Below are 20,326 nucleotides of genomic sequence, written 5' to 3' on the forward strand. Positions count from 1 at the left end.
CACAATAAAAGAAAAACAAACTTATGAAAACTACGAATTTAAATGCAATTGCAAATTCTATAAGTTACGGTACTTATATTGAACTGGTTGGGAAATTAGTAGAGACAAACGCTACCACCGGGCCTGACCAAAGTGAAGTACTTGTAAATTTCACAAAACTGAACTACAAGCGAATGACTCGTTTAAATAAAACAGTTCATGTATCAGATCAGCTGATAGAAACTGTTTCTAGTTTGCCTTTTAATATGAAATGGGTAGTCGTTGCAGAGGCCTGGTGTGGTGATGCCGCGCAAAACATTCCTTACATCGCATTGCTTGCAAAGGCCTGCGCCAATGTAGAAATACGTATTGTATTGCGAGACGAAAACCTTGATTTTATGGATAATCACTTGACCAAAGGCGCTCGCTCTATTCCAAAAGCTGTTATTTTTAAAGCTGACGATTTAAAAGAAATTGCTTCCTGGGGGCCGCGCCCAGCCATTATTCAAGAGCAGGTTATGGCATTTAAAAAAGATGCCCCTATAGATTTGTCATACGAAAAATTTGCAGAATCAATGCATGGCTGGTACGCGAAAGACAAAAATAAATCTCTGGAAACAGAACTTTTTACTATCTTTCATTCCATAAAAGAAACTACCCCTGTTTAACCTAAATCTACCACATGAAAACACTAAGCTTATTTTTCGCCCTTATTTTAACCTTAGGCGTTTACGGTCAAGACACACCGGATCCCGCTGTACTTAAAAGCGAGATAAAAGGATTGGAAAAAGTAGTAAAAGAACAAGAAAAAGACATTGCCAAGTTAGAAAAAGATCTGGCAAAAATACGACCTGATTCCGAGCAGGCGATGCGCGATGCCAAAAACATTACCGACATGCGCGATAGGAAAAAGGCAGAGTTTGAATCTTTTGAGTTTGACAAGAAAAAAGCAGAGCTGAAAGCACTGAAGAAAGAATCGAAAACCACAGCAAAAGATTTGTCTAAAACCACAAAAGCGAAAGAAAAGCTGAAGTCCAAAATCAATGAACTGGATCGCGAAAGCGAAGTTTTAACAAAATCTGTAAGTACCAAAGAAGCCACAGTATCTGATTTAAACAGTAAAGTATCTGCGTACGACACAGATGAGCAAAAACGAATGCGTACGGCACAAAAAAGCAAAGAACCGCAAGACTCTTTGCTTTTGGCTAATGCCTCAAGGTTTGATTCTCATAAGGCGCAACTTAATGATTCGCAGAAGGACTTATCAAAAGAAACCAAGTCTTTGACAAAAATAGATTCAAATTTGAGGGATGCTAAAACAGATCTGGCTCAACACGAAGACAGGGAAATACTCCTTTCAAATGCATCGGAAAAGTTAAAAACAGACGTGGCAGAAAAGTCGGCAATTCTCGATTCCATGAATTCAAAAGCCGTTGAGAAAGAACTAACCGATTTGCAAAAGAAAGCATCTGCCGCCCAGACTACCTACGAAAATCTAAACAATACGCTTGAGCAGCAACAAAAGGTAATCAATGAAAAACATGATGTGCTGGAGGCTAAAAAGCAGGAGATCAGAGAAAAACAAAGTGTATTAGACAAACTTTAATAGGTCTATCCAGACAGTTTACCTGCGCTGAAAAAACCCTCTTAAAAACGAAAATCCCCGAAAGGGGATTTTTTATATAATAGTGGTATGAATGTCAAAAGAAGCAAAACACCACCATCCGGTCGAGAGGCGGTTGACCTATTGAGATGATGCTTGCTGGTTACAAAGTTACTTTAGTATTTAGATGCCGCAAAGATTTTAGCGAAATTTAATCTATTGCCACAATATAGTTTTCTATAAACTCGCGAATACATCCCTCTCCACCTCTGTTTTGAAGCACTATTTTAGCAGCTATTTTCGCCTGCATCACAGCATCTGCCGGTGCTGCGCTTACACCAACTCGTTCCAGAATAGCTACATCATTTATATCGTCGCCGATATACGCCACGTTTTCAAATCCAAAACCAAATTTGTACAACCACGACTCAAGCACTTCGATTTTTGGCTGCCCGCCAACATATACATGCTGAATACCGAGAATTTTTGCTCTTATCTTTACGACTTCCGACCGTGAAGCCGCGCTGATAATCCCAAATTCAACTCCCTTTGCAATAGCGCGTGTAATGGCCATTCCGTCCTTCACATTAAATTTCTTAATCTCCTGACCATCGGAAGAATAAAACATTCCACCATCGGTAAACACGCCATCTACATCGAGCACTACGAGTTTAATTTCACGTTCTTTTAGCGCCTTTCTGCTCTCAGCGAGATTTACTGTATTGAGCAATTCAAAAGGTACGCCAAGCTGGCTTACCAGTTCCCACAAATGATCGGGGTCTAAAGCTAAAAATCCTTCTCCCGAAAGGGGCTGTGCGCCCTTTTCGCGGAGAAGGAAATTAATATTCTCAAAAAGCATACTTACTTTTTCTCTGCCGGAGGAAGAATCTCAAGCAATTCAATTTTGAAAATCAAAACCTCATTTGGCCCTATGTTTGGCGGACTTCCGCGCTCACCATATGCCAAAGCCGGTGGAATTGTAGCAATCCAGGTGCTACCTACCGGCATCTGTTGAAGAATTTCAGTCCATCCTGGAATAACCCGATTAAGTGGAAACTCAGCAGGCTGACCGCGCTCATAGCTGCTGTCAAAGATGGTTCCTTCAGTAGTTTTTCCTTCGTAATGAACTTTTACTTTATCAGTGGCAGCTGGTTTTGGACCTTCGCCCATCGTTACCACCTCATACAAAATTCCACTTTCGGTTGACTGCAATTTGCCATCAGCACCAGCTTTCTGCATGTACTCATTGGCATTACCTTTCGACTCTTCAGCTTGTTTCTTTTGGAAATCGGCCATAAAAGCTTGAAGTACTTTGTTGCCCTCATCGGCAGTAACTTTCATAGTAGAGTCGCCTTCCAACGCATCTTCTATACCGGCCATTAATAGGTCAATTTCCACACCTTCAATTCCGGTTGTGCGGATATTAGAGCCCATTGTGGCGCCCAGCGCATAAGACACAGAGTCCATTTGGGTTTTCATTTCACTGCCATTTCGGCCTTTTTTCGATCCTTTCTGCGCACAAGCAGCAGATGCCATAAGACAAAGCACACCGGCAAAAAGAGCAAACGATTTTAAATTAATTCTCATAGATTGATTATGTTGATTTGCGGGTAAAAACCCATTTATCCTTTCCAATATCAGAAAGGCGTTCGTTAAATGTATATCCCTCGGAATCGAACCCTTTTAGGTCTTCCAATTCGCTAATTTTATTTTTCACAATATAAGCGGCCATCATTCCGCGGGCTTTTTTGGCAAAGAAGCTTATCATCTGAAATTTATCGCCGCGCTCTTCTTTAAATTCGGGAGCAATAACGGGGATTTCAATTTGCTTAAAATCAATAGCCTTTGCGTATTCCTGCGATGCAAGATTAAGAAGAAATTTAGAATCTGTTGCAGCTATAGCACCCTTAATTTCAGTAGTCAACGCTTTTTTCCAATATTTATATAGCGAGGTGGTCTTTGGAGTAATGACCCATTTTGTTCCCATTTCAAGCCGGTACGGCTGCATTAAGTCAAGGGGTCTTAGCACTCCATATAAACCAGACAAAATACGCAAATGATCCTGAGCATAATTCATGACGGTTTTAGAGAAATTTTCGGCTTCCATTCCCAAATACACATCACCTTGAAAGGCATAAACTGCTTGTTTGGCATTTTTGGAATTAAACGGAAGCGACCAATCCTGATACCTCTTGGCATTGAGTTGGGCGAGATCTTCGCTAATATCCATCATAGATTTTAGCTTCCGCGCCGACATTTTCTTTAGCTTGCCTGACAAATATTCTGCCTTTTCGGGAAATAAAAGCTCTGAATACTCTTCCATCGGGCTCTTCGATTCAAAATCGAGCGTTTTTGCCGGTGAGAGAAGTATCATCATATCAGTTAATTAGCTATTTTTTTTCAACAATTAAGAGCGCAAAGTTAATATCCATCGCTCGCCTTACCAATTTTAAGGGTGATTTATTATACCTTCGGCAAAAGAAAATAGATAATTTACGTGAAGTTTGAATCATTCGGCTTAAATCCTAAACTACTTGAAGGATTGGAAGCAATGGGCTTTTTTGAAGCCACACCCATACAGGAGCAAGCGCTCCCAATTATTTTAGATAAAAAAGACCTGATAGCCTGTGCACAAACGGGCACTGGAAAGACTGCTGCATTTTTGCTGCCTGTTATCCATCAGATTATGCAAAATAACAATCCATCTAATTCTATAAAGGTATTGGTGGTTGTTCCTACGCGGGAGCTGGCTCTACAGATAGATCGCTCGCTCGAAGGTCTCTCCTATTTTACAGATATGAGCTCGTGCTCGCTTTATGGCGGTGGCGATGGATCTGAATTTGCGCAGCAAAAAACGGCACTTACAACAGGTACCGATTTTGTCATTGCCACGCCCGGTAAGCTCATTTCTCACTTAAGTCTGGGATACGTAAATACGAAGGATCTTACGCACCTCATTCTCGATGAGGCAGATAGAATGCTGGATATGGGTTTTTATGAAGACCTGATGCGGATCGTTTCGTTTTTGCCAAAAGAACGCCAAACGCTGATGTTTTCTGCTACCATGCCTTCAAAAATCAGGCAATTGGCACAAACCATTCTCAAAGACCCCGAGCAAATTAGTCTCTCTATGTCAAAACCCGCTGCCGGTGTAATGCAGGTAGCGTATTTGGTTCACGACAAAGATAAAACAGCGCTTATTACCAAACTTCTTAATAAAGAAGGATTGCATGGTGTAATCGTTTTTTCGCGTACCAAACGAAATGTGAAAGAAATAGCCAAAAAACTGAAGAAAACAGGTCTTCAGGTTGAAGAAATGCACTCTGACCTTACACAAGATGCACGTGAGGAAGTAATGCGTCAATTCAGAAATAAAAATATTAACATCTTGGTTGCCACCGATATTCTGGCGCGCGGAATCGATATAAAAGAACTTCAGCTTGTACTAAATTTTGATGTGCCTGATGAAGCCGAAGATTATGTACACCGCGTAGGCCGAACAGCTCGTGCAGATCAAACGGGTATGGCGATTACATTTATTACACCGTCTGAACAACGCAAATTTGCCCAGATAGAAAAATTGATTGAAACCAATGTTTTGAAACAACCCGTTCCACCTGACATTGGCGAAAGCTTTGTTTATGATCCAAATTCTAAAGAACGTAGTCCCAATCGCGGCGGTGGAAATCGCGGTGGTGGAAACCGCAGCGGAGGAAGAAGTGGCGGCAATCGAAGTGGTGGATTTAAACGAAAAGGTGATTCAAAAGGTAAGCCGCGTGAAGGTGGAAAAACGAATCGATCTTAAATTTTAGTATGAAGTAGTGAGTATTGAGGATTGAGTATTGAGCAGTTATCGAAGTTAGGTCGACATGGAATTGTTTATTGATCTGAAATGAATCCAATTTCTAAATTCTTCTTTCGCGTAAGCTTAATCTTTATTGTTCAAAAACAGTAAAAGAGCTACATTCAAATCATATTAAAAATGGAATCAGCATTTTTACTCTTTCGCGGTAGTCGATATACGGCCGACCGTATTTATTGATCAACTTTCGCTCTTCGAGCAAAGCACCAATAATAATATACAAAAATGTGATAACTGCAAAAATCAGGTTTTTCCACTTTGGCAGCACCAGCACCAATGCAATAAGCGCCAGAATAACAGCAAAATAGAGCGGATGGCGTACAAGGCTGTTTAAGCCGGATGTTACCAACTCGTTTTGAGACTCTCCGGTATTGGTTACCCAAAATCGCCAGTCGTATTGAGCCATCGCGAGCATAAAAATTATTAAGGCACCTGTTCCAAATACACCTCCAATAATCTGAAATGATAAACTGCTTGTAAACAGTGCATTTGAAGGAGTGATGGAGTGAAACCAAAAGAGAAGTGCAAAATTAATTCCGGCAAATAGTGAATAAAGCAGTCGATACCAGCCCGAAACCAGTGGCACTTTATCGGCGAAGAATCGCTTTAAGCGATCTGTGGCAAGCGCCGAATGGATGGCATAATAAAAAAGCCAGAATACACCGAGGTAAATTGCATTGACGGGCATAATTATTTAGGGTATCTGCATTAGATTGGTAATTTAGCGGCAAATTTAATACCAATGAAGAAAATTATCAGCCTTAACGTATTCTTATTCTCGCTTTTCTTTCAGTATAATTTGTCGGCGCAGGAGACCTCTGCCGATTTCGATCAAATGGTTGAATGGATGACGGGCGAGTTTAACTCTGCAGAGCAAGCAAAAAACGATACCTCGTATAAAAACTTTACGCTAAAGATGACGCAAATATGGCCCGATGCTCCAAACGGCGCATGGATTTATGTAGAGCAAGCCCTCGCTTCCACCCCAGCGAAACCATATAGCCAGCGCATCTATTTCTTATCTGAAATTAATGACTCTCAATTTAGCAGCGACGTGTATGCAATACCCGGAGAAGAAAAATTTGTGGGAGCGTGGAAAAGTCCGGAAAAATTTGAAGGCATGACCGCATTTGACTTAAAGTACCAAAATGGTTGTACCGCGTTTTTAGATTATGATGGTTTTCAGTATGCCGGCGTAACCAATGAAGGCACTTGCAAAAGCAATTTAAACGGTTCTGACTATAGTACCTCTCAAATTATGTTGCTGCCAAACGAAATAAGGATCTGGGAAAAAGGATTTGATACAGATGGAAACCAGATTTGGGGTTCTACAGAAGCACCTTATTCATTTAAAAAGTAAGTTAATCAATTAAATTTTGTATTATTAACGTTCGGATTCCAAACATTATGAAGGAATTTCCGTTATTTACATTAAACAACATTACGATGGGAAGACCTAGAACAAGAAAGAGTAGTAAGGTAAAAGAATTAAAGCCAAAATTTAAAGTGAGGCTTGACGCTAAAACCGTTATTACCATCAGAGATATGGGTAAGCTGGAATTCTGGAAAGAAAAATTTCCAGATGCAATGGTTATTGAATAAAATAAACCCGGTTTTTTATAACCGGGTTTTTTTATGTCTTATTTTTAAAATTGTATTCTTCATGTAGAATACCGTGATTACCTCGTTAGTATTTCTTCTATTTGATCAAAATACTTTTGCTTAAATCCTCCTGAAGCAGTCCAGACTATAGTTCCTGATTTATCTAACAAGTAGAAATAGGGTTCTGATCTATCGTCTATTCCTATTGCCGTAAATGGCTCACGATTTCCGGCATACACATATACATTGTCTATAACCAAGGCTTCGTTATTCTCTTGTATTTTTTCAATAACCTTATCCTTAGCCAATTGTGAAGCACCGGTAAACAATGGCAGAAAGCACAATTCCACATTAAACATATCGTCCATTAATCCTGTTTTGGCCACAAATTTTTGATAAAGCGGGTTTTGCCAGGTTTGCAGTTGATCCTCTGCCTTTTTGCTTGTTCCCACACCTATTAAGATAAACTTTCCGGCAAACGCAGATGGAATTTCTACAATTTCTCCCGTTACTTTTTCGGTTTCAACAGTCGGAAATTTTTCATTTATCTGGCCAAAAGCCGGGAAAATGACGAAGAGAAGTAATATAAATGAGATTAAATTAAACAGGGTTTTCATAATGAAATCAAATATGTTCTTAGGATTATTTTGGTTAAGCATCTCACGTATTACACGATATGCATTTCTGCTCAATTCCTTAAACAAAAAAGTCTCCAATTCATTGTAGTAAATTGGAGACTTTAATGAAAAATATCTCTTCGAAAGAATTACTTCTCTTCCTTTCGAATAGTTTTAATCGTAACTGCCTCTACCGGCCAGTCTTGTTGCCCCATATAGCTTCGGGTTTCTACCTGTCTTATTTCGTTTACCACATCCATTCCCGATGAAACCTTACCAAAAACAGCGTAACCGGGATTACCTGGTTTGTAGTTCAAAAAGTCATTTTGCGAAACATTAATAAAAAATTGAGCCGTGGCACTGTTTGGTGCATTTGTGCGAGCCATTGCTATAGTTCCCACATCGTTTGAAAGACTATTCTGACTTTCCAATTCAATCGGCGACTGGGTTGGTTTCTGTGTTCCGTCAGCTGTAAAGCCACCACCCTGAATCATAAAATTAGAAATGACACGGTGAAAAACAGTATTGTCGTAATGACCCGCATCTACATAACTCAAAAAATTTGCTACCGTGACCGGTGCTTTGTTCGGATCTAATTCTAGCGTTATATCGCCTTTATTGGTTTCAATTACTACGTATTCCATTGGTTTTAATTCTTCTTTAATTTGATTTGTTTGTATTTCTTCTTTCGTATCGCTGCTGCTTTCATAAACTTCGTCAGGCGCTTGTGAACTTCCGCATGCCGACAGCATTAATGCAATAAAGCCGGTAAGATAAATTGTTTTCATGGTTTTTTATAAGTATTCGTTTGCAATATTTGCCAATTCGCTCCTTTCTCCTTTCTCAAGTGTGATATGAGCAGCAATAGCATGATCTTTCACTCTGTCTATCACAAAAGTTAACCCATTACTCTGGCTATCGAGATAAGGTGTATCAATCTGGTGAATGTCTCCTGTAAGTACAATTTTTGTATCATCGCCGGCACGCGAAATTATGGTTTTTACTTCGTGTGGTGTAAGATTTTGCGCCTCATCGATTATAAAAAATATTCGAACCAAACTCCTGCCGCGAATATAGGCGAGCGGAGAGATGGCTATTTTCTCATTTTCTACCATTGTTTCGATGCGCTTGTGATTCTTGTCAGTAACCTGAAACTGGCTTTTTATAAAACCCAGATTATCCCAAAGCGACTGCATGTATGGATCTAATTTTGATTTAACATCTCCCGGAAGGTAGCCCAAATCTTTATTGCTAAGGGGTACTACCGGTCTGGAAACAAATATCTGACGGTAAGCGGTGCGCTGCTCAATTGCTGCTGCGATAGCGAGCAAAGTTTTTCCGGTACCGGCCATTCCCTGTATGGTCACTAATTTTATGGAAGGGTCAAGCAAGGCATGAAGCGCAAAGTTTTGCTCTGCATTCAGCCCTTTTATTCCAAAGGCTTCCACATCGTGAACACGCTCCAACTTATCTTCTGCTTTATTATAACGAGCGAGAACCGACTTCTTTTTATTCTGTAAGATAAAATACTGATTTGCAGAAACTTTATCCAACTTTAAGAGATTTTTATCGCCTATACCGGTTTTGTATAATGTGTCAATAAGCTTTTCATCCACCCCTTCCATCAAAACCTGTCCCTGATGCAAGGTTTGCACATCTTTCACCTTTCCGGTTTCGTAATCTTCGGCGAGGATATTCAATGCCTTTGCTTTCAGCCTAAGGCAAATGTCTTTCGAAACGAGAATAACACTTTTATCCTTGTGGTCTTCCTGCAATTGTATGGCACAGTTCAGTATTTTATTGTCGTACTTGCTGTCGCCAAAAACGCGTTCTGAATTTATTCCGGTAGATTGTGAGTGAAGCACCACCTTGAATTTTCCAGTAGTATTGCCGTTTAGCGGAATCCAATTGCTTATCAGCTTTTCTTTCGAGATTGAATCTACAAACCTTATAAATGCCCGGGCTTCAAAATTCACGGTTTCATTCCCTTTTTTAAACTCATCGAGTTCTTCCAATACTTGAATAGGGATAGCAACATCGTGCTCTTCAAAATTCTTGATTGCGTTGCTGTCGTAGAGAATTACAGAAGTGTCAATTACAAAAATCTTAGGGTTCGTCACTTTCTTTGGCTTTACGATTTTTTTCTGATTCACTTTCTTTTTTGCCTTTACGTCTTTCTTTTCTGTTAATGCTTTCTTGGCCATACTAGAATTTCTTGTAAGCTCTAAATGTAAAAGGGTTTACAGTAGTATTAAGAATATACTAATTCAGTTATTCACATTATCAGGTTAACGAAGTCGTGATAGCTTCGTCTTCACCATAAATTAGATGAATCAGTTCGGCGGCCGGAATATCGCCAAAATACAAATTCATATCCAGATCTTTAAGCGTATTGTGGATAGTATCAAAATCGTATTTCTTACCAAGAAGCACCTTTTCAATATTTTCTACCGGCTCACGGCCAAAGAAGTCACCGTAAATTTTCATATCTACAATTTCTCCCTTTTTCACCATCAGCCGTATATCGATTTCACCAATTGGAAAACGTTTCGTTCGGTGTATATTAAAGTCAGGCGATCGCCCAAAATTCCAATCCCAGCTATTGTATTTTTCTTTGCGAAGCGCGTAAACTGCTTCCCACTCATCTTTTGTAAGCTTGTAAGTTTCAAAATTTGTTTTCTCTTCGTAAAGTCCGGTCAATATTGTTTCTCTAAAGTCTTCGATGGTCATTTTTTCAGTGAGAAACTCGCTGATATTGGCCACGCGACTCCGCACCGATTTATGACCCTTTGATTCTATTTTGCTCATCTTCACATTTAGAGCATTTGTTACTTCTCCCAAATCGCTGTCAAAAAGCAAAGTGCCGTGGCTAAACATTCTTCTACCTGTAGAGAATTGCGCATTGCCCGAAATCTTTTTATCATTGGCCACTACATCATTCCGTCCTTTCATCTCTGCCGGAACGCCCATTTTATTCAATATCTTAATAACCGGCTCTGCAAACTTCCTGAAATTATTCAGATTTTTGACATCGTAATCAGTCATAAAGCTAAAGTTTAGATTACCAAAATCGTGGTAAACCGCTCCCCCACCTGAAATGCGGCGTATAACGTGGATTTCCTTATCTTCGGTATATTTTAAATTTATCTCTTCGAGTGTATTTTGGTATCGACCAATAATAATGGATGGCTCATTGATATAAAAAAGCAGATAATCCTGATGTGGTTTGAAATTCCGCAATGCATACTCCTCGAGTGCGAGATTAATTGAGGGATCTGTAATTCCTTCGTTATCGATAAAAATCATATGTAGTTTTAATCACTTTTGAACTTACAAAGGTAAGCAATGCATTGTGACTCGACCTGCTTGCGTTGAAAAGTATAGCAGAGATGCAGCTTAGCAAAGGATACCCTTACCAGAGGTATATAAAAACAGTAAGGCGGAGTAAATCATACGATTTATCCGCCCAATTACCCTACACCGTGGTGTTCGGTAAATGTCAAAATACAGTTTTCAGATTTCGCTTTTACCCGAAGGCTCCGCTTTAACTTGTCACCATCAGCTCAACTTTTCCTCAAAAAAGAAATTTGCATTTCAATTTCAAATTCGGTACTGTATGACTCAAGGATGTTTCGAAAAACAAACTTGTACAAAACCGTTTTCAAAGTCAATCTACACTCACCGTATCCTTCACAGGTTTGCGGTTGTATCCTTATCGTTTTTGTGAACTTAATCATTTCAACAGCAAAATAAATTTCACTGTCATTCGCGCTAAAGATTGCGTATTTGCGTTTAGCGGAATACCGCCTTTCAATTAAGAAAACGCTTGATTGAGATAAGTCATGTCTCGATTGACAATTCTGATATCTCTCTTTTAACTGTGCTAAATTTACGGCAGCACTTGGGATTAAAAAAGAAAACAAGTCGGTAGTTTTTCACAACGCACTAACAAGAGTTTTCAACAGGTGTTCATAACGCTACAGGTATTCTTGCAAAGTGGCGAATGCCTGGAATTAATCAAAAAAAAGGGAAGCGAAGCTTCCCCTTAGGTTATTAGGCACAATAATAATAATTAATTTTCTTGCGCAAGAACAGAGAGCTGAGCTCTCCCTTTGCGTGTGAGGCCATATCCGTCTTTATTTTCGATAAGCCCGTTAACGTAGAGTTTAGTAATTCTTTCTCCTACTCTTCCCTGACCGATAGTCAGTTCTCCATTGGTTTCAATTTCTTCCCAAAATGTTTTTTCGAGTTTTCGCAAATGTATTTTTTTGCGCTCTGGGCTCTCTAATTTATGCGTTTGGATAATTTCCAAAATCAGACTATCATATCTATCCATGCCTATCAGGTTTTGGGGTATTTTATATAAATGAATAAAAAGAAATAAAATAAAAGATCAAACTCAACTTCAATGAGCCATAATATGAAAGAAAATTTTGATCAGCGTTTAAAACTAAGCAATCTTAACGATATAATAATGCCCTGTTGATAAATAATAGAATGTGGATAAGTTTATTACACGGCAAACTTCATATATAAGATAGTGTGAATAAGTCCTTAGCGTCGTTTTTACACTAAGAATAACCCGCCTTTTTCGGATATTTAGAAACTATTTTTCCAAAGAACTTGTGCATCTTAATAAAGTCACTTTCTATATCTCCGGAAGGGAAAAATGGCTCTGAAGAAATGATCCATTTCTTTTGATAATCAAAGCCGCACATCACAATGGGCACTTCAGCCTTTAAAGCAATATGATAAAATCCGGTTTTCCATGTGTTTACCTTACTTCGGGTACCTTCGGGAGCTACAGTAATAGCAAAATCATTGATGTTTTCAAAATTCTTAGCCATTTGATCCACCAGGCTGCCTTTAATAGACCTATCTACCGGAAATCCGCCGAGGTTAAGTATTAACCCTTTTATTGGAAATGAAAATAGTTCTTTTTTGGCGATGAACTTCACGTTAAGCTTCATCACCTTTCTCGCTGCCACGCCAACAAAAAAATCAATATTACTGGTATGTGGCGCAACTACCAAAACATATTGTCGTAAACTTTGAGGAATGGGTTTAGAAATATGCCAGCCAGTAAATCGAAACCAGCGAACGCATAACCAGATAAACAATTTGCTAATCATTGCCGCAAAATAAGTGAAATTTTACCAGAATAGTCCGATGCACTTTAAGAATAGGTACTTTTGCAAAACCTTATGTACACAATAATAGATATTGAAACCACCGGCGGCAACAACAAGTCGGGCAGAATCACCGAGATAGCGGCCTTTCTTCACGACGGGCACAAGATGATAGACAAGTTCACTTCGCTTATCAATCCCGGTATTCCGATTCCCCCATTTATCAAAAACCTGACCGGAATATCAGACGAGATGGTTGCTGATGCGCCAACATTTGAAGAAATAGCCAGCGAACTGGACCGCTTTACAGCCAACGCCATTTTTGTTGCTCACAACGTGAATTTTGATTACAGCTTTATAAAAGAAGAATTTCGCCGTATTGGCCGGGATTTTAAGCGAAAGACGCTTTGCACTGTTCAGTTAAGCCGCGCGAGCTTTCCGGGACTCGCATCATACAGCCTCGGAAAAATAACACGCGAACTCAATATCATTCTCGAAAATGCGCACCGGGCAGAGGCCGACGCCTGGGCGACTGTAAAGCTTTTTGAAAAAATAATCCTTAATGAAAGTAATGCGGGTCTCTTTGATGCGCATATCGGACTCCCAAAACCCGAAATCATCAACTCACCGTTCATTACAACAGAGTTCTTAGAAAGCATTCCTGACGAATGTGGGGTGGTACGTTTTTACGATAAGGACGATACACTTATATACATCAAGCGGAGTCCGCAAATTCTAACTGCAATTAGCACCAAACTGCGTCCAAATGAATCAAAAGATTACCAGCAGTTTATCACCGATGTACACCGGATAGATTTTGATGTAACCGGCAGTGCACTTACCGCCCAGCTTATTGAAGCAAACGAAATGCTTAAACATAAGCCCAAATTTAATCATGGTCGATTCTCGATGAAAACACATTTCGCAATTTTCAGTGAAAAAAGCGATGAATACGGAGAAGTTCTGGTGCTGAAACGAAAAAAAGAAGGAAAAAATCCTTTAATGACCTTTGGGAATTTTTATGAGGGACTCGATTTTATTAAAGAATTAGGCCAACAGCAAGATTTTGAATTCCGGCCATCACTTTTCCAAAACAGAAAATCACCTTTCCTAAAACCTGTAAATGGTGCTGCGCATAATCTCAAAAAAGCACTCCTGTCATCAGATTCTTATCTGATAATAGACGAAGCATCAACTGTAAACGAGCGGATGTTGATAATGGTAACAGATGGAATACCGACAGGTTATGGGGTTATTGACGCCCATGCCCCGATTTCAGCTTCTCCCGAAGATATGGTTCAGTACGCTTTCGCGGATTTTCCTGAAATGGAAATGATCGTAAGGTCTTATTTGGGCAAGAATCTCTATGAAAAGGTTATTCCGTTGACATAGTTTCTGATCTGATTACAGTTTTCGAATTGAGAATAAGTGAGCCAATTGACGTATGGTAACTTATGGATTTCGCAGCAGCAATTATATGTAACGTCGGTTTAATAGATTGAAATATAAACGTTTAAATTTTCGTTCAATTACTGTAGTACCTGCAGCACTTTTAAAATCTATCGCGATTACTTCCTTGGCTTGAACTAAGCGCAGTGGACTAATTGCCAACGTTAATCCGGCTTCGTGAATTTATTACTGTTAAATAGCGATGCAGTGCTGTAGGCACGACAGTTATTTTAACCACGGGTTTACGCCCTTCGGTTGTGGAGAACGCTTTGCTAAGTTTAACCCGTGGATTAAAAGAACAAATCACAAAAGTGCCATCGGCACGACAGTTATTACTCATTTCGTCAATCACAAGGCAAAGGAAAACCCCTGTATCCCGATCGCATTAGGTGAGGATTATGTTTAAAACCAAAACTTGTGTAGCGTAAAAACTCTCGTACCTACGATTGAAATGAGACCGTATGGTCGGCACTTTTAAAATCACTCACGCTTTAATCCTTGGGTTAAAACCCAAGGCTAAAATAACTGTCGTCCTTACAGGACTGCAAAAATATCCGAATTAGTTTTTGGATTCAATGTTTTCACAACAATCCACATTCTGCATGGCGCATTGTTCCGAATTGCGTATCGTTACCTACAGAAATCAATCGCTTTTCCGCGATAAGGTGAATGCTGCGGAGCGAATGTAGTGAAGCAAAGATCATTGTCCTCATCCAAAATCTCCTAAAAATAAAAAAGCGCAAAGATTGCCCACTAATGTGAACAATCTTTGCGCCTCTAAGCACTTCGTAAAGCAGAACTTATTGCTTCACCACTTTTCGTGTAAACATATCGCCATTCAGCATTGTAACTACCATTTGGTAAATACCTGCATTTAGCTGATTTACAGAAAAAGAGTTCAAATTTCCATCTTGTATAAAACAAATTCTACCTGATATATCAAACATTTTAATCTGCGAAACGGGCTGATCAAGATTGCTTAAAGTGATGTTACTGGAAAATGGATTTGGATAAACGACAATTTCAGCGTAAGCATCAGCATGCGCAAGTCCTGTAGCAAAATCAGCTGTAACAGGTATAGAATAGCTCGCACCGTTTACAGCATTTGAGGTAAAGTTTAGCATAGCTTCAAGGTCTTCAGAATTGCTTGTAGCACTACACGATACCGGTAATGAAACACTCTCACCAGGATTGATAACAAGGTTTCCGGGTGCACCATCCACAAAGTCAAAACTAGCTGTAGAATTGTCAGCCAATTCTAAATTAGTTATGGTGATAAAACGCTCACCGTAATTGGTCATTACAACGTTATAAACTTCATCGCCTGTAGCCGCTACATCACCAAAATAAACCGCTTCGGTAGAAAGGGCTATATAACCAACATTTGGACGGTTTTCTACCAATCGCAAATTGTAAATTCGGTCTATAAACTGGGGATAATCCACAAATGGATTTCTATTATTTTGCAAGGCAAAAATGTCGTTATTCCGATTTACATCCACTTCATCAGGCGGAAACAAGGCGCACCATTCGCGAAGATCTTGCTCTTGTGTAGCAGTTAAAAACCCGCCGTAATTTTGGTAGCGCAGTAAAAAATACAATATCGCCCGGGCTGATTTACCTTTCTGTGCATCGCGTGGTTCAAAAACAGTAATTCCATTTTCGTCAGTACCCAGTTTACTTCCACCCATTTGCCAAGTAATGTTATTCACCGCATTTCCGAAGGCATAGCTGCCGCGTGTAGCATTGGCATCAACATCAGTAACATATAAATGGTGCATATCCGATACCATTGGCGAAGCACTATTGAAATTGCCTTGCGGAAAGGTGTGTTCGGTATTTAAATTGAATGAGCTTTGGGCATTCTGTCTACTTGTATATCCCACGGCATCGGTGCCCAAATATACGCGTGTAATTCTATTTTCGGCGCTACCCTGCCCATTAACTCTTTGGTTATCATACTCCATAAACATTTTATCGCGTGCACCGCTATAGCCAAAATCCTGGTAATTATCATCCAAAAATTCATGAAAAGCAGTTTCCAGATTCTCATCCAATAAATTGTGGGTAGCACCGTAATATGTGCCCGGATAAACACAATCGCCCAGCAAATCTAGTGACACAGCTCCGCGATTACCACTTGTGCTTATCACCATTTCACTATTGTGAACAATATTGTGAATCGGTTTAAAAACAAGGAAAAACGAAGCGGTTTCGTTTGCTGCTAAAGTTGCAGGGTATATATTTACATAAAATGGTGACGAATTGTAAACATCAAAAAACTGTGGTTCATAAACGTCAACCTCCTCATTCGTGAGATTTGTAATTTGAACTATTACGCTGTCCATATCGCCATAAGTAATAGTACCAAATGAAATTTGGTCAGAGTCAAGCTCTACTGATTGTGCACTTGCAACAAGTCCACAAAAGAGCATTAATCCAATAAAAAAGTAAATTTTTTTCATTCTTCTATTTTTTGTAAAAATATTAAATTATTATGCCCGCTGGCTAATAGCATCGTGAATGCGCAATACCTGGGGAATAATCAACGTTTTTCCATCATTGTCAATTTGATAATCTGATAGTTTTAGCTTATCTCCGTCTGACCATTGCGCTGCCATGCGATCGAGTACTTGATTTTCAGTTACGCCATCGCGTTTCATCACCCTGCTTATTCGCACATCCTTAGGTGCAGTAACCAGAATTACACCGTCGAGCGATTTATACAAACCTGTCTCAAAAGTTATAGCAGCCTCTTTAAGTACGTAAGGCATTGACTCGCTTTTAGAAATCCAAAGATCAAAAGCATCGGCGACAGCCGGATGAACGATAGCGTTTAACTTTTCGCGTAAAGCCTCATCTTTAAAAACCCTGACGGCAAGAAATGGGCGATTTGCCTGTGACCCCGAATAGGCAGATTCACCAAAAGCATCAATTATCTGCTTTCGAACCTCTGCACTGGAATTTAAAATCTCTCTGCCCTCCAGATCGGCATTGAAAACGGGCACTCCAAGCGACTCAAAAATTTTAGCTACCAGCGACTTACCAGCACCAATACCGCCGGTAAGGCCAATAACCAATGGTTTAGACATTTTATTTTCGAACGAGTTCTTGCTCATTTGCCACACCACTTGGCGAAATAGCAGATTTTTCAATTTTGAGCTTCGAAGAACCTGTGTCTATGATTACTACCGTATCTAATACTTCGGTCACTTTTCCATGTATTCCGCCAATGGTTACTATTTGTGTGCCCTTGCCTAATGCTTCGCGAAATTTCTTTGCTTCTTTGGCTTTTTTAGCCTGTGGTCTGATCATAAAAAAATAGAAGATTGCAATAATAGCAACCCAAAATAAGAGACTCATGTAAGATGTACCTTCACCCATAGTTATATATTTATTTGTTTAGTTTAATTGATTAATTATTCATTTTCATATTGTCGGGAACGACAATATTTGATTTGATATACAGCATCGTTGCTGCCGGCATGGCATTGGTTGCCACCGAAATTGTAATCGTCTGCTCGCCCCACTTATTGTCGCTATTAAACTCTACATCAATTTCGCCACCTTCTCCCGGCATAATCTTACCTGTAGGATAGCTACGCGGAATGGTGCAACCACAAGAACCTGTTACAGCGCTTATCACCAGAGGAGCATCACCGGTATTCTCAAATTTGTAAATATAGTTTAACACCTCGCCCTGTGTAATTTTTCCGGAGTTATATTCGGTTTCCTCAAACTCGATTTTCGGCATCTTTGTTTTCTTTCCATTAAGCGTCGCTGGATTGTCTATAACGTCGGTGCCAATAGATCGGTCGGTCGTTTTTGTATCACAAGCAACTAAAACAAAAGTGGCAAAGAGAAATAAGAAAATGTACTTTTTAGTTGATAAGCCCACGTCCTATTTTTTTTATTGTTCCTTCTTCGGTCATTTCTGAAAAGAGCTTGTCGAGAATACCGTTTATAAAGGTATTGCTCTTAGGCGTACTGTAGTATTTCGAAATTTCGATGTACTCATTAAGCGTTACCTTCATGGGTATCTGCTTAAACTCACGTGCTTCGCTGAGTGCCATTTTCATTAAAATAACGTCCATTAAAGCAATACGTTCTATTTCCCAATTGTCTGTAGCCGCCTTTATTAAGGCCATGTGCTCATCGTTCTGAACCAGTGTTTTTCTAAAAAGTGCTTTCACAAATGCCTTTTCATCTTCGGGTTCTTTCCACAGCGGCAATAAGGGAGTAAACTCGTCAGACTCCTTTGTAAACGATTTAAACGTTTTAATCGCCATAGAGGCAACAATGTCTAAGTCGTCTATCCAAAAAATACTTTTTTCTTCAAAGAAATATTGAAGTGATTCGTGGTTTATAAGGTGGCGCTTAAACAAGCGAATTATTATCTCTTTATCTGCCTCGTAATCATTTTCTTCGGCAGCCATATACTCTTTGTACTCTTCGGTTTCTATCAGCGCGCGATAGATTCTACGGATCAGCTCTCCTTCGCCCATCCAATTTACTTTGGACTTTTCGGCCACAGTCTGCAAAGCTTTGTTTTCATCTAATTGCTTGAGCAATTTATTGTCTACAAAGCGCATGTTTGGGTTAATATCCTCTTCTGTGGCAAGTCTTTTTTTCTTGCCTTCTTCTATTTTAGCTTCCGCTACGCCTCGTACTTCCATCATAATAAGCATAAGAAAAAGATACATATCGTACATTTTCTGAATGCTGTGAAAGAGTTCTTTTTCAGCTCGAGAAATATTATTGTCTTTAGACTGCTCGTAGGCGTAGATTGCCTGCAAAATTTTAATTCTCAAATGACGGCGATTCAACATGCCAGTGGGGGGATCGGGATTAGGTTAAAATTATAAAAGCTTATCGTTTGGCTCTAACTGTTTGCATGGCGTTAATACGTGCCTGCGCCATTTTTATTGCCACAGCATTGGCCGGTTCGTTGTTGCTACGCGATTCTTCGAGCACTGCTCTGGTAACTTCGTAAATATGTTCTGTTTTTCGATAGGCGTCTTCGCGATTATAGCCAATTACTTCAGAGTAGCAGTTTATGATACCTCCTGCATTAATCAAAAAGTCAGGTGCATAAACTATTCCTCTATCCATAATCATGGCTGCGTGTCGATTTTCATCTTCTAACTGATTATTTGCCGCTCCGGCTATAACATTGCATTTTAATCTGGATAGTGAGTCATCGTTTAGCGTTGCACCAAGTGCGCAAGGAGCATAAATGTCCATATTCTGATCATAAACGCTATCGGGATTCACTACCTCAACATTAAACTCTTCAGATACCGCTTTTAATCTGGCTTCGTAAATATCACTCACCGCAATGATGGCACGCTCTTCGTAAAGCAATTTAATAAGGTTATAGCCAACATTTCCTACACCCTGCACCATTATTTGCTTGCCTTCTAGGCTATCGCTACCAAAAGCAAATTTTGCGGCAGCCTTCATTCCCATGTAAACACCGTAAGCAGTAACCGGCGATGGATCTCCACCTCCACCTCTGCTTTCGGGCAAACCGGAAACATATTCGGTTTCTTCGGCTACGTATTCTATATCGCGTGTAGTTATTCCCACATCTTCGGCGGTAATATATTTGCCGTTAAGGCTCTCAACAAACTGGCCAAAACGGCGCATCAATGCCTCACTCTTATCTTTATGCGGGTCGCCAATTATTACAGCTTTACCCCCACCCAGATTCAAACCAGAAATGGCCGATTTAAAAGTCATACCACGAGAAAGGCGCAAAACATCTTTCAAAGCCTCGGCTTCATTTTTATACGCCCACATACGGGTTCCACCCAAGCTGGGGCCTAAAACCGTATTGTGAACAGCAATAATAGCTTTCAAGCCAGTGTCGGGATCGTTACAAAACAAAACCTGCTCGTGATCCATAGTTGCCATTTGCTCAAGCGGACCAGCTACCTGAGTAGCATTTTTAACTTCATTAGTTTCAAACATTGGCTTAAAAATGATGTTAGATAAAGAAATAATTAAATGTAGATTTGCAATCTCTTCTGGTAAATTCTGCACAAAAGTACATTTTTTTAATGACCACGAGGGGTGGTATAAA

General features: G+C 39.7%; 22 protein-coding genes. 6 read left to right on the top strand and 16 right to left on the bottom strand.

Annotated features, from left to right (window positions below):
* Positions 1–23: 23 nt before the first annotated feature.
* On the top strand, positions 24–647 hold the full coding sequence (locus G3O08_RS03950; protein WP_163283381.1) for a thioredoxin family protein: 624 nt from the start codon (positions 24–26) through the stop codon (positions 645–647).
* 14 nt (positions 648–661) lie between these two features.
* On the top strand, positions 662–1,585 hold the full coding sequence (locus tag G3O08_RS03955) for a coiled-coil domain-containing protein (RefSeq protein ID WP_163283382.1): 924 nt from the start codon (positions 662–664) through the stop codon (positions 1,583–1,585).
* Between the two features lie 208 nt (positions 1,586–1,793).
* Here the strand turns inward: G3O08_RS03955 and G3O08_RS03960 are convergent, their stop codons facing one another.
* From G3O08_RS03960 to yaaA, 3 genes are read right to left on the bottom strand one after another with little or no spacing between them, the layout of a single operon-like run.
* Positions 1,794–2,441 (bottom strand): KdsC family phosphatase, encoded by a 648-nt coding sequence (locus G3O08_RS03960; RefSeq protein WP_163283383.1) that lies wholly within the window; start codon positions 2,439–2,441, stop codon positions 1,794–1,796.
* Positions 2,442–2,443: 2 nt separating this feature from the next.
* Positions 2,444–3,169, bottom strand: a complete 726-nt coding sequence (locus tag G3O08_RS03965) for an FKBP-type peptidyl-prolyl cis-trans isomerase (protein WP_163283384.1) — start codon at positions 3,167–3,169, stop codon at positions 2,444–2,446.
* 7 nt (positions 3,170–3,176) lie between these two features.
* Positions 3,177–3,959, bottom strand: a complete 783-nt coding sequence (gene yaaA, locus G3O08_RS03970) for a peroxide stress protein YaaA (RefSeq protein ID WP_163283385.1) — start codon at positions 3,957–3,959, stop codon at positions 3,177–3,179.
* Positions 3,960–4,079: 120 nt separating this feature from the next.
* Here yaaA and G3O08_RS03975 point away from each other — a divergent pair, with 120 nt between their 5' ends.
* Positions 4,080–5,387: a DEAD/DEAH box helicase gene (locus G3O08_RS03975; RefSeq protein ID WP_163283386.1), complete on the top strand. Its 1,308-nt coding sequence runs from the start codon at positions 4,080–4,082 to the stop codon at positions 5,385–5,387.
* Between the two features lie 166 nt (positions 5,388–5,553).
* Here G3O08_RS03975 and G3O08_RS03980 read toward each other — a convergent pair whose 3' ends face one another.
* Positions 5,554–6,132, bottom strand: a complete 579-nt coding sequence (locus G3O08_RS03980) for a methyltransferase family protein (protein WP_163283387.1) — start codon at positions 6,130–6,132, stop codon at positions 5,554–5,556.
* A gap of 54 nt (positions 6,133–6,186) precedes the next feature.
* On the opposite strand from G3O08_RS03980, the gene G3O08_RS03985 reads away from it, so the two are divergent.
* Complete coding sequence (locus G3O08_RS03985; RefSeq protein WP_163283388.1) at positions 6,187–6,804, top strand: chromophore lyase CpcT/CpeT; 618 nt, start codon at positions 6,187–6,189, stop codon at positions 6,802–6,804.
* 47 nt (positions 6,805–6,851) lie between these two features.
* The gene (locus tag G3O08_RS03990) at positions 6,852–7,046 is read left to right on the top strand and encodes a hypothetical protein (RefSeq protein ID WP_163283389.1); all 195 of its coding nucleotides are present in this window, start codon (positions 6,852–6,854) and stop codon (positions 7,044–7,046) included.
* Between the two features lie 77 nt (positions 7,047–7,123).
* Here the strand turns inward: G3O08_RS03990 and G3O08_RS03995 are convergent, their stop codons facing one another.
* The 6 genes from G3O08_RS03995 to G3O08_RS04020 form a co-directional block, all read right to left on the bottom strand.
* The gene (locus G3O08_RS03995; RefSeq protein ID WP_163283390.1) at positions 7,124–7,663 is read right to left on the bottom strand and encodes a hypothetical protein; all 540 of its coding nucleotides are present in this window, start codon (positions 7,661–7,663) and stop codon (positions 7,124–7,126) included.
* A gap of 149 nt (positions 7,664–7,812) precedes the next feature.
* Positions 7,813–8,451, bottom strand: a complete 639-nt coding sequence (locus tag G3O08_RS04000; protein ID WP_204336767.1) for a peptidylprolyl isomerase — start codon at positions 8,449–8,451, stop codon at positions 7,813–7,815.
* A gap of 6 nt (positions 8,452–8,457) precedes the next feature.
* Entirely contained in the window at positions 8,458–9,867 is a 1,410-nt protein-coding gene (locus G3O08_RS04005) for a PhoH family protein (RefSeq protein ID WP_163283391.1), read from the bottom strand.
* 79 nt (positions 9,868–9,946) lie between these two features.
* Entirely contained in the window at positions 9,947–10,969 is a 1,023-nt protein-coding gene (locus G3O08_RS04010; protein ID WP_163283392.1) for a lipoate--protein ligase, read from the bottom strand.
* 766 nt (positions 10,970–11,735) lie between these two features.
* The gene (locus G3O08_RS04015) at positions 11,736–11,999 is read right to left on the bottom strand and encodes a hypothetical protein (protein WP_163283393.1); all 264 of its coding nucleotides are present in this window, start codon (positions 11,997–11,999) and stop codon (positions 11,736–11,738) included.
* A gap of 235 nt (positions 12,000–12,234) precedes the next feature.
* Positions 12,235–12,795, bottom strand: a complete 561-nt coding sequence (locus tag G3O08_RS04020) for a 1-acyl-sn-glycerol-3-phosphate acyltransferase (RefSeq protein ID WP_163283394.1) — start codon at positions 12,793–12,795, stop codon at positions 12,235–12,237.
* A 72-nt stretch (positions 12,796–12,867) separates the two neighbouring features.
* Between G3O08_RS04020 and G3O08_RS04025 the strand changes: the two genes are divergently transcribed.
* A complete protein-coding gene (locus tag G3O08_RS04025; RefSeq protein ID WP_163283395.1) occupies positions 12,868–14,184 on the top strand; it encodes an exonuclease domain-containing protein in 1,317 nt (438 codons plus the stop codon).
* 857 nt (positions 14,185–15,041) lie between these two features.
* Here the strand turns inward: G3O08_RS04025 and G3O08_RS04030 are convergent.
* From G3O08_RS04030 to G3O08_RS04055, 6 genes are read right to left on the bottom strand one after another with little or no spacing between them, the layout of a single operon-like run.
* Positions 15,042–16,706, bottom strand: a complete 1,665-nt coding sequence (locus G3O08_RS04030; protein WP_163283396.1) for an endonuclease — start codon at positions 16,704–16,706, stop codon at positions 15,042–15,044.
* Positions 16,707–16,736: 30 nt separating this feature from the next.
* A complete protein-coding gene (gene coaE / locus G3O08_RS04035) occupies positions 16,737–17,360 on the bottom strand; it encodes a dephospho-CoA kinase (protein ID WP_239540926.1) in 624 nt (207 codons plus the stop codon).
* The gene (yajC, locus tag G3O08_RS04040; RefSeq protein WP_239540929.1) at positions 17,335–17,625 is read right to left on the bottom strand and encodes a preprotein translocase subunit YajC; all 291 of its coding nucleotides are present in this window, start codon (positions 17,623–17,625) and stop codon (positions 17,335–17,337) included. The genes coaE and yajC overlap by 26 nt, the downstream gene beginning before the upstream one ends.
* A gap of 31 nt (positions 17,626–17,656) precedes the next feature.
* On the bottom strand, positions 17,657–18,139 hold the full coding sequence (locus tag G3O08_RS04045) for a DUF1573 domain-containing protein (RefSeq protein ID WP_163283398.1): 483 nt from the start codon (positions 18,137–18,139) through the stop codon (positions 17,657–17,659).
* On the bottom strand, positions 18,123–19,052 hold the full coding sequence (locus G3O08_RS04050; protein ID WP_163283399.1) for a transcription antitermination protein NusB: 930 nt from the start codon (positions 19,050–19,052) through the stop codon (positions 18,123–18,125). The genes G3O08_RS04045 and G3O08_RS04050 overlap by 17 nt, the downstream gene beginning before the upstream one ends.
* 58 nt (positions 19,053–19,110) lie before the next feature.
* The gene (locus G3O08_RS04055) at positions 19,111–20,286 is read right to left on the bottom strand and encodes a Glu/Leu/Phe/Val dehydrogenase dimerization domain-containing protein (RefSeq protein WP_317164026.1); all 1,176 of its coding nucleotides are present in this window, start codon (positions 20,284–20,286) and stop codon (positions 19,111–19,113) included.
* Positions 20,287–20,326: the final 40 nt, after the last annotated feature.

Source organism: Cryomorpha ignava (genome assembly GCF_010686655.1).
In the GTDB taxonomy this organism is placed as follows: domain Bacteria; phylum Bacteroidota; class Bacteroidia; order Flavobacteriales_D; family Cryomorphaceae; genus Cryomorpha; species Cryomorpha ignava.

Coding starts and splice junctions, on each gene's coding strand:
- G3O08_RS03950 (WP_163283381.1), top strand. CDS start 24: ATGAAAACTACGAATTTAAATGCAATTGCAAATTCTATAAGTTACGGT.
- G3O08_RS03955 (WP_163283382.1), top strand. CDS start 662: ATGAAAACACTAAGCTTATTTTTCGCCCTTATTTTAACCTTAGGCGTT.
- G3O08_RS03960 (WP_163283383.1), bottom strand. CDS start 2,441: ATGCTTTTTGAGAATATTAATTTCCTTCTCCGCGAAAAGGGCGCACAG.
- G3O08_RS03965 (WP_163283384.1), bottom strand. CDS start 3,169: ATGAGAATTAATTTAAAATCGTTTGCTCTTTTTGCCGGTGTGCTTTGT.
- yaaA (WP_163283385.1), bottom strand. CDS start 3,959: ATGATGATACTTCTCTCACCGGCAAAAACGCTCGATTTTGAATCGAAG.
- G3O08_RS03980 (WP_163283387.1), bottom strand. CDS start 6,132: ATGCCCGTCAATGCAATTTACCTCGGTGTATTCTGGCTTTTTTATTAT.
- G3O08_RS03985 (WP_163283388.1), top strand. CDS start 6,187: ATGAAGAAAATTATCAGCCTTAACGTATTCTTATTCTCGCTTTTCTTT.
- G3O08_RS03990 (WP_163283389.1), top strand. CDS start 6,852: ATGAAGGAATTTCCGTTATTTACATTAAACAACATTACGATGGGAAGA.
- G3O08_RS03995 (WP_163283390.1), bottom strand. CDS start 7,663: ATGAAAACCCTGTTTAATTTAATCTCATTTATATTACTTCTCTTCGTC.
- G3O08_RS04000 (WP_204336767.1), bottom strand. CDS start 8,451: ATGAAAACAATTTATCTTACCGGCTTTATTGCATTAATGCTGTCGGCA.
- G3O08_RS04005 (WP_163283391.1), bottom strand. CDS start 9,867: ATGGCCAAGAAAGCATTAACAGAAAAGAAAGACGTAAAGGCAAAAAAG.
- G3O08_RS04010 (WP_163283392.1), bottom strand. CDS start 10,969: ATGATTTTTATCGATAACGAAGGAATTACAGATCCCTCAATTAATCTC.
- G3O08_RS04015 (WP_163283393.1), bottom strand. CDS start 11,999: ATGGATAGATATGATAGTCTGATTTTGGAAATTATCCAAACGCATAAA.
- G3O08_RS04020 (WP_163283394.1), bottom strand. CDS start 12,795: ATGATTAGCAAATTGTTTATCTGGTTATGCGTTCGCTGGTTTCGATTT.
- G3O08_RS04025 (WP_163283395.1), top strand. CDS start 12,868: ATGTACACAATAATAGATATTGAAACCACCGGCGGCAACAACAAGTCG.
- G3O08_RS04030 (WP_163283396.1), bottom strand. CDS start 16,706: ATGAAAAAAATTTACTTTTTTATTGGATTAATGCTCTTTTGTGGACTT.
- coaE (WP_239540926.1), bottom strand. CDS start 17,360: ATGAGCAAGAACTCGTTCGAAAATAAAATGTCTAAACCATTGGTTATT.
- yajC (WP_239540929.1), bottom strand. CDS start 17,625: ATGGGTGAAGGTACATCTTACATGAGTCTCTTATTTTGGGTTGCTATT.